9 protein-coding genes are annotated in these 7,097 nt (G+C 33.7%); 7 read left to right on the top strand and 2 right to left on the bottom strand.

Annotation, left to right across the window (positions count from 1 at the left end; translation table 11 throughout):
- Positions 1–80: 80 nt before the first annotated feature.
- Positions 81–521 carry a LexA family protein gene (locus tag ABD935_RS08935; RefSeq protein WP_345191551.1) on the bottom strand — a complete coding sequence of 147 codons (441 nt, stop codon included), beginning with the start codon at positions 519–521 and terminating at the stop codon, positions 81–83.
- 562 nt (positions 522–1,083) lie between these two features.
- On the bottom strand, positions 1,084–1,413 hold the full coding sequence (locus ABD935_RS08930; protein ID WP_345191550.1) for a 2Fe-2S iron-sulfur cluster-binding family protein: 330 nt from the start codon (positions 1,411–1,413) through the stop codon (positions 1,084–1,086).
- Positions 1,414–1,647: 234 nt separating this feature from the next.
- On the opposite strand from ABD935_RS08930, the gene ABD935_RS08925 reads away from it, so the two are divergent.
- From ABD935_RS08925 to ABD935_RS08895, 7 genes are read left to right on the top strand one after another with little or no spacing between them, the layout of a single operon-like run.
- Positions 1,648–2,079, top strand: a complete 432-nt coding sequence (locus tag ABD935_RS08925) for a SoxR reducing system RseC family protein (RefSeq protein WP_345191549.1) — start codon at positions 1,648–1,650, stop codon at positions 2,077–2,079.
- A gap of 2 nt (positions 2,080–2,081) precedes the next feature.
- The gene (locus tag ABD935_RS08920) at positions 2,082–2,972 is read left to right on the top strand and encodes a Fe-S cluster domain-containing protein (RefSeq protein ID WP_345191548.1); all 891 of its coding nucleotides are present in this window, start codon (positions 2,082–2,084) and stop codon (positions 2,970–2,972) included.
- Entirely contained in the window at positions 2,965–4,293 is a 1,329-nt protein-coding gene (rsxC, locus tag ABD935_RS08915) for an electron transport complex subunit RsxC (RefSeq protein WP_345191547.1), read from the top strand. The genes ABD935_RS08920 and rsxC overlap by 8 nt, the downstream gene beginning before the upstream one ends.
- Before the next feature lie 2 nt (positions 4,294–4,295).
- Entirely contained in the window at positions 4,296–5,306 is a 1,011-nt protein-coding gene (locus ABD935_RS08910; RefSeq protein WP_345191546.1) for an RnfABCDGE type electron transport complex subunit D, read from the top strand.
- A gap of 2 nt (positions 5,307–5,308) precedes the next feature.
- Positions 5,309–5,905, top strand: coding sequence for an RnfABCDGE type electron transport complex subunit G (locus ABD935_RS08905; RefSeq protein ID WP_345191545.1), 597 nt, complete (start codon positions 5,309–5,311; stop codon positions 5,903–5,905).
- A gap of 5 nt (positions 5,906–5,910) precedes the next feature.
- Positions 5,911–6,516: an RnfABCDGE type electron transport complex subunit E gene (locus ABD935_RS08900; protein ID WP_345191544.1), complete on the top strand. Its 606-nt coding sequence runs from the start codon at positions 5,911–5,913 to the stop codon at positions 6,514–6,516.
- A gap of 2 nt (positions 6,517–6,518) precedes the next feature.
- Positions 6,519–7,094: an electron transport complex protein RnfA gene (locus tag ABD935_RS08895; RefSeq protein WP_345191543.1), complete on the top strand. Its 576-nt coding sequence runs from the start codon at positions 6,519–6,521 to the stop codon at positions 7,092–7,094.
- Positions 7,095–7,097 lie beyond the last annotated feature (3 nt).

Here is a 7,097-nt window from a genome sequence, read left to right as displayed (position 1 = left end):
AAATATGAATAATACTCCAATCCTTTTTAAAAATGAATAGTTTTTGGACTTACTTCTGAAAGTGCCTAATTAAATTTCACTTAAACCTTCTTAATCACATTGGTAACAATGCCCCAAATAATAAAATCATTTTCACTGGTTATTTTAATTATTGGATAATTAGGGTTCTCGGGCTGTAACCAAATCTCTTCTTTATCTACTTTCAAGCGTTTCACGGTAAACTCGCCATCTAAAAAACATACGGCTATTTTATTATTAGAAGGCTCTAAACTTCGGTCAATTACCAATAAATCATTATCATCTAAACCTGCACCAATCATAGATTGTCCGCTTACACGAGCAAAAAAAGTAGCCTCTTTATTTTTAACGAGTTCTTTATCTAATGATAAACGCTGCTCTTTAAAATCTTCGGCAGGTGAAGGAAAGCCAGCAGAAATTCCTGTATCAAAAAAAAGCGCACCCATACCTTTTATGTGGTTAGGAGTAAAAAAAGTTAGGTTATTGGATTTATTCAATATCATGGGTTATGTAATTTATTGGAAGTTTAGAGCGTTAAGGACTATATACTTTACCCTTTTTTAAACAAACTTCAAAATAGAAATTTAAGGAAAACCTATTATCAGAGAATTGAAAGTGTTTAAAGTTGTAATCCTAACTCTATATTATGACAAATATAAAAAATATCGATTGTTTTATAAGAATTGATATCTTAAAAAAATAGTTGACCATGGTATGGGTAAAAAACAATTTAGGGAACAAGTAGAAAATAAGCTGATGAGTATTAAGAATAATACCACCAGTGGTTTGTGAAAAGGATTTAGATATATTGGAGCTAAAAGTTCACCTATAATTCTGAGGAAGTTCCTTTTCAATGTACATTAGGAACAAGTGCAAACAGCAAATCAAGGGTGTCCAAATTATTAACTTTAAGAGTTTTTATTTAAAGTTTAACATTACCTGGATTCACATGGAATAGGTCATTTTATCTATTCCAGATTTAAAAGCATTTGTTTGTATAAGTGCTATTAATTAAACTGTATATAATTTAATACCCTAATTATACACAAATGTCACATTAATAAATTAACACTCAGGTGCTAACTCTACTTCAAGGCCTTCAATATCCTTTGTTATTCTAATTTGACAACCTAGGCGGCTATTATCTTTTACATCAAAAGCTTCAGACAGCATCGCCTCTTCTTCATCTTGCATTTCTGGCAATTCTGTATCGTTTAAAACATAGCATTGGCATGAAGCGCACATGGCCATACCGCCACATACACCAATAGTCCCCTCTGGAGCAAGCTCGTAAGCACTCACCACCTCCATGATATTCATATTCATATCAGTAGGTGCTTGGATAGTATGTTCAATACCTTCTCTATCGGTTATCTTAATTGTAATATCAGACATTTCATTTTTTTTTACGTGCAAAAATAAGTAATTAAGTTTTAAAAAACTTTAATCCCTACTAATTTAATAGACTTATCAAAATTTATACCGTTTTATTAAAAATATGAGGGTTCATTTGGGATTTTACTTTTAAAATCACAACAGCAGATCATTTAAACCTGACATAAATCATATAATCCCTTTAATGAATTCACTAATTTCGATTTGTATCTTTTTGAATTAATAGAACTAGCAATGAGTTCATTACAAAAAAAAAACGACACATTTGTTCACTCTGGTATTATTTCTAAAATTAGAGGCAACATTATTACGGTTAATTTAGAACAGAATATACATTGTGAATCGTGTCGTGCTAAAAGCTCTTGCGGCATTTCAGAATCAAGTACAAAAGAAGTAGAGATAATAAATTCTAATGATTCTTTTAGAATTAACGAAGAAGTAAATGTTGTTTTAAAAAAGGCATTAGGTTTAAAAGCTGTGTTTTGGGCCTATATATTTCCCTTTATATTAATGTTTTCTACTTTATTATTAACATCTGGCTTTTTAGGAGAATTGTTGGCCGGTTTACTGTCACTTCTTATTCTAATTCCATATTACTTAATACTTTATTTTTTAAAAAACACACTTAAAAGCGCATTTCAAATTTCAATATTAAAACATAATTGAGTATGCCAAATTCAATTTTAAATAGTATCCTTTTACTAACTTCCTTAGGCGGAATTGCGGCAATAATTTTATATGTAGTTTCCAAAAAATTCTATGTTTACGAAAATCCCCTAATAGCTGAAGTTGACGAATTATTACCAGCCGCTAATTGCGGGGGTTGTGGGTCTCCTGGATGCAAAGCCTTTGCTGAAAAGCTTGTTAACACAGAGGATATAGCAGATTTATTTTGTCCTGTTGGAGGTAATGATGTCATGAAACAAGTCGCCACTGTTTTGGGTAAGGACGTTAAAGAACAAGACCCAACACTTGCTGTTTTAAGATGCCAAGGTGGCTGTGATGTAAGACCAAAAACCACCGAATACCAAGGCCCTAGAAATTGCGCCATATCCGCCATGATTTATAGTGGTGAAACCGATTGCCAATATGGTTGTTTAGGTGATGGAGATTGTGTAGCCGTATGCAAGTTTGACGCAATGTATATGGATGAATCGACTGGTTTGCCCGTAATCATTTCCGATAAATGCACCTCATGTGGCGCCTGTGTTGAAGCATGCCCTAGAGATATTATTGAGATGCGCCCAAGAAACAAACGCGATTTAAAAATATTTGTTGGTTGCTTAAATGAAGATAAAGCAGGTATTGCAAAAAAATCTTGTGAAGTTGCTTGTATTGGATGTTCAAAATGTGAAGATATATGCCCTAAAGACGCCGTTATAATGGTAAATAATTTAGCCTATATAGACCCCATAGCCTGTACACTTTGTAGAAAATGTGTGGAAGTATGCCCAACACATTCCATTATAGAAACAAACTTTCCTCCAAAAAAAGTAAAGAAGGCTGTGCCTAAAGTTGAAACCAATGTTAAATCCGCCAAATCAAAAACCGATGCTTAAAACATTTCCTAAAGGCGGTATTCACCCACCAGAAAATAAAATAACATCTTCTAAAAGTATTAAGAAAATGACTGTGCCTAAAGTTGTATATGTTCCCATATCACAGCATATAGGGATTCCTTCTGAAATAATTGTTGATAGAAAAGATAAAGTTGAAATCGGACAAGTTATAGCCAAGTCCGGTGGATTTGTATCGTCTAATATACATTCTCCTGTTGCAGGCACTGTAACTAAACTCGATAAAATAATAGACACAAGTGGGTATAAAAAGCAATGCATTGTTATACGGACAGATGCTAAAAATGAATCGAACTTTCAGAATATTGAATACCCTTTAAAAACAAACATTGAATTACTTCCAGAAGACATTTTACAAAAAATAAATGACTATGGTATCGTGGGATTAGGAGGCGCTACGTTTCCTTCGCATGTAAAATTAAATATAAAAAAAGGCACCAAACTAGACCACATTATTATTAATGGTGTAGAGTGCGAGCCCTATTTAACTGCCGACCATCGCTTAATGCTTGAAAAATCGGAAGAAATTATAGTTGGTATAAAAATTTTGAAGACTGCTTTACATATTGACAAAGCTATTATTGGAATTGAAAACAATAAAAAAGATGCTATTGAAATCTTCAAAAAGCTTACTAAAAATGATGACGGCATTAAAATAGCAGCATTGAAAGTTAAATATCCACAAGGTGGTGAAAAACAATTAGTAAGAGCCATATTAAAAAGGGAAGTTCCAAAAAATGGACTACCACTAGATGTGGGTGTTATTGTCCATAATGTAGGAACTATTTTTGCTATTTATCAAGCCATTCAGCATGACAAACCTTTAATAGAACGTGTTGTAACTGTTACTGGAAAGACATTAGAAAACGCTTCCAATTATTGGGTAAAAATAGGCACACCTATTAAAGATTTGGTAGCCGAAGTTGGTGGCTTACCAGAGGGGACACGCAAAATTGTTAATGGTGGCCCCATGATGGGAAAAGCTATTAAAAACCTTGACGTTCCTGTTACAAAAGGGACTTCTGGAATTTTAGTTATTTCTGAAGATGAAGCCAGTAGAGGTGAACAAAAAAACTGTATTCGTTGTGGCAAATGTGTCTTTGTATGCCCCATGGGATTAGAACCTCATCTTTTGATGAATTTATCAGAAAAAGGCCTGTATGAAAAAGCAAACTTTGAGGATATAATGACCTGTATTGAATGTGGCTCCTGTAGCTATGTATGCCCTTCGCATCGCCCATTATTAGACTATATACGGTTCGGGAAAAGTATTGTCAAAAAAATGAATACCTCTAAAAATTAAATATGAGCAACCAACCCATAATTGTATCTGCATCTCCTCACGTTCACTCCGATAGAACTTCAAAAAAACTGATGTATGATGTTGTTATAGCATTAATACCAGCCTTTTTAGTCTCCATATATGTATTTGGAATTGGTGCTTTAATAGTGACTTCAGTGGCCATTGCATCATGTTTATTATTTGAATATGTAATTCAGAAATATCTCTTAAAAGCAGAAGTAACTATAACCGATGGCTCTGCATTAATAACAGGTATTTTATTAGCATTCAATTTACCTTCCAATTTACCAATTTGGATGGTTATTGTTGGCGGATTAGTTGCCATAGGTGTAGCAAAACTATCTTTTGGAGGCTTAGGTTTTAATATTTTCAACCCAGCTTTAGTGGGTCGTGTATTTTTACTCGTGTCATTTCCAGTACAAATGACGATGTGGCCTACCGCCATAGAAAATAATACAACGGTTGTTGATGCCGTTACTGGAGCCACATCTTTAGGCACAATAAAAGAAGGATTAATGGCTGGAGATACCATGACTGAAATTAGCACAAGAATTCCTCCTGCAATGGATATGTTGTTTGGTTTTACTGGAGGTTCATTGGGGGAAATGTCTGGTATCGCCTTACTTCTTGGAGGTTTATTTTTAATAATACGAAAAGTTATTTCTTGGCATATTCCCGTAATTCTATTAATTACCATGGCTTTTATGACGGGGATTTTTTGGTTTTTAAACCCAGAGCAATACGCCAACCCTTTAATTCATATTTTATCTGGTGGTGCTATTTTAGGAGCCTTTTTTATGGCGACTGATCTGGTTACGAGTCCTATGACAAAAAAAGGCATGGTAATTTTTGCTATTGGCATTGGTATAATCACGGTTTTAATACGGCTTTTTGGAGCATACCCCGAAGGGATTTCATTTGCGATTTTAATAATGAATGCCTTTGTTCCTTTAATCAATAAATATTTTAAACCTAGAAGATTTGGAACCAAAATAAAATCTAAAATAGTGTAATCATGAGCAAAAAAGAATCAACATTTATAAGCATGGTGTTATCTCTTTTATTGATAACACTCATTTCTGGATTCGCCTTAGGTTTTGTAAATGATTTAACTATTGAGCCCATTGCTAAAGCCAAATTAGCAAAAAAAATAAACGCCTTAAAACTGGTATTACCTGAGTTTGACAACAATCCGGTAGCGGAATTAAAAATGGTTAAATCAGAACTCACAAAAGATAGTATAGAAATATATCCAGCTTATAAGGATGGTAAATTTATTGGAGCAGCTGTGGTTGGTTCTTCTGAGAAAGGCTTTAGTGGATTAATTAAAATTATGGTTGGTTTTACAACAGATGGCACCATAAAAAACATTGCTGTTTTAGACCAGAAAGAAACGCCTGGATTAGGCACAAAAATGAAAGACGAATCGTTTTTAAAACAATTTAGAGACAAAAATCCTTCTAATTTCAATTTAAAGGTTAAAAAAGATGGTGGAGAAGTTGATGCATTAACCGGCGCAACAATTAGTACGAGAGCATTTAGTGAATCTGCTAAAATGGCTTATGACGTATTCATGGAAAACCTTGAGAACATCAACACCTCTAAACAATAAGAATTATGGCTGAAAATATAGATCAAAAGCAAAATTTCTTAAAAGGCATAATTAAAGAGAACCCCGTTTTTGTGATGCTTTTAGGTATGTGCCCCACATTAGGGGTTACTTCATCGGCCTTTAATGGTTTAGGTATGGGTGTAGCTACTTTGTTTGTTTTATTAATGTCTAACATTGTGGTGTCATTAGTAAAATCTCAAATACCAAATAAAGTTCGTATTCCAGCATTCATAATCATTATAGCATCCTTTGTAACTATTGTAGAAATGGTTCTGGAAGCATTCATTCCGTTTTTATATGAGCAATTAGGTATTTTTATTCCCTTAATTGTAGTGAACTGCTTAATTTTAGGAAGAGCTGAAGCTTTTGCTTCAAAAAAGAGTTTAATTTCTGCTATTCTGGATGCTTTAGGCATGGGATTAGGGTTTGTATTAGCATTAACTATTTTGGGCGCTGTGCGTGAAATTTTAGGTAGCGGAAGTTTGTTTGAATTTAAATTTGTTTCTGAAAATGCCAATACTTTTATACTATTCATTTTACCACCGGGCGCTTTTATAGCCCTCGCATATTTATCCTTGATTTTTAACAAGCTACAAACTAAAACACCTTAGGCATGGATTATGTAATTATACTCATAGCTGCAGTATTTGTCAATAATATTGTATTATCTCAATTTTTAGGCATCTGTCCTTTTTTAGGAGTTTCTAACAAAGTTTCTACCTCTGTTGGAATGTCCGGAGCTGTGTTATTTGTTATGACTATTGCCACTACGGTTACCTATTTATTACATCAATATGTTTTAGTGCCTGCCGGATTAAACTATTTAAGAACCATCACTTTTATTCTAGTGATTGCCGCTTTGGTTCAAATGGTAGAAATTATTCTAAAAAAAGTGAGTCCGCCTTTATACCAAGCGTTGGGTGTTTTTCTACCTTTGATTACAACGAATTGTGCCGTTTTAGGTGTTGCTATTTTGGCATTAGGATTAGATAACAACAGCTTAATTAAGGCTGTATTCTTTGCTATATCAAACTCAATTGGGTTTGCTTTAGCCTTGATTGTTTTTGCAAGTATCAGAGAACAGTTAGAACTTGCCGACATTCCCGAAAGAATGAAAGGCGTGCCTATTAATTTGCTAGTTGCAGGACTTTTATCTTTAGCTTTTTTAGGTTTTACAGCTTTGGTCTAAGGA

Origin of the sequence: Algibacter agarivorans, from assembly GCF_039543245.1 — a bacterium.
Classification (GTDB): Bacteria; Bacteroidota; Bacteroidia; order Flavobacteriales; family Flavobacteriaceae; genus Algibacter_G; species Algibacter_G agarivorans.
Note: the sequence above shows the minus strand (reverse complement) of the source record. Positions and strands in the feature narration are given on the sequence as shown.

What these genes read in the sequence shown, in the direction of transcription:
- ABD935_RS08935 (WP_345191551.1), bottom strand. Translation starts at nt 521, where the DNA reads ATGATATTGAATAAATCCAATAACCTAACTTTTTTTACTCCTAACCAC.
- ABD935_RS08930 (WP_345191550.1), bottom strand. Translation starts at nt 1,413, where the DNA reads ATGTCTGATATTACAATTAAGATAACCGATAGAGAAGGTATTGAACAT.
- ABD935_RS08925 (WP_345191549.1), top strand. Translation starts at nt 1,648, where the DNA reads ATGAGTTCATTACAAAAAAAAAACGACACATTTGTTCACTCTGGTATT.
- ABD935_RS08920 (WP_345191548.1), top strand. Translation starts at nt 2,082, where the DNA reads ATGCCAAATTCAATTTTAAATAGTATCCTTTTACTAACTTCCTTAGGC.
- rsxC (WP_345191547.1), top strand. Translation starts at nt 2,965, where the DNA reads ATGCTTAAAACATTTCCTAAAGGCGGTATTCACCCACCAGAAAATAAA.
- ABD935_RS08910 (WP_345191546.1), top strand. Translation starts at nt 4,296, where the DNA reads ATGAGCAACCAACCCATAATTGTATCTGCATCTCCTCACGTTCACTCC.
- ABD935_RS08905 (WP_345191545.1), top strand. Translation starts at nt 5,309, where the DNA reads ATGAGCAAAAAAGAATCAACATTTATAAGCATGGTGTTATCTCTTTTA.
- ABD935_RS08900 (WP_345191544.1), top strand. Translation starts at nt 5,911, where the DNA reads ATGGCTGAAAATATAGATCAAAAGCAAAATTTCTTAAAAGGCATAATT.
- ABD935_RS08895 (WP_345191543.1), top strand. Translation starts at nt 6,519, where the DNA reads ATGGATTATGTAATTATACTCATAGCTGCAGTATTTGTCAATAATATT.